The organism is Ralstonia sp. ASV6, from assembly GCF_016429285.1.
In the GTDB taxonomy this organism is placed as follows: domain Bacteria; phylum Pseudomonadota; class Gammaproteobacteria; order Burkholderiales; family Burkholderiaceae; genus Ralstonia; species Ralstonia flaminis.
In genome coordinates this window covers 1-302 of sequence record NZ_JAELUI010000649.1, presented here as the reverse complement: position 1 = coordinate 302, position 302 = coordinate 1, and the positions used below count along the sequence as shown (strand labels likewise).

Sequence of the window (302 nt, the reverse complement as noted above, 5' to 3'; positions counted from 1 at the left end):
CCCCCCCCCCCCCCCCCCCCCCCCCCCCCCCCCCCCCCCCCCCCCCCCCCCCCCCCCCCCCCCCCCCCCCCCCCCCCCCCCCCCCCCCCCCCCCCCCCCCCCATTTTCAAGCCGAAGACGGCATACGCGATCAGGCGCCATGTCTCGTGGGCTCGGAGATGTGTATAAGAGACAGGTTTGATGAGAACCCCTTCCAGTACAAGCCCGTGTTCCGCGGCTTCTACTTCACCAGCGCGCTGCAGGAAGGCGCCACCAACAGCGCATCGGCCGAGCGCATCGCACGCCGGTTCGGGCTGTCGACC

General features: G+C 73.8%; 1 protein-coding gene. It reads left to right on the top strand.

Features of this window, described 5'->3' with window-relative positions:
• Positions 1–158: 158 nt before the first annotated feature.
• Positions 159–302: type VI secretion protein IcmF/TssM N-terminal domain-containing protein (locus JHD73_RS30170; RefSeq protein ID WP_368735573.1), on the top strand; the 144-nt coding region annotated here is incomplete at its 3' end.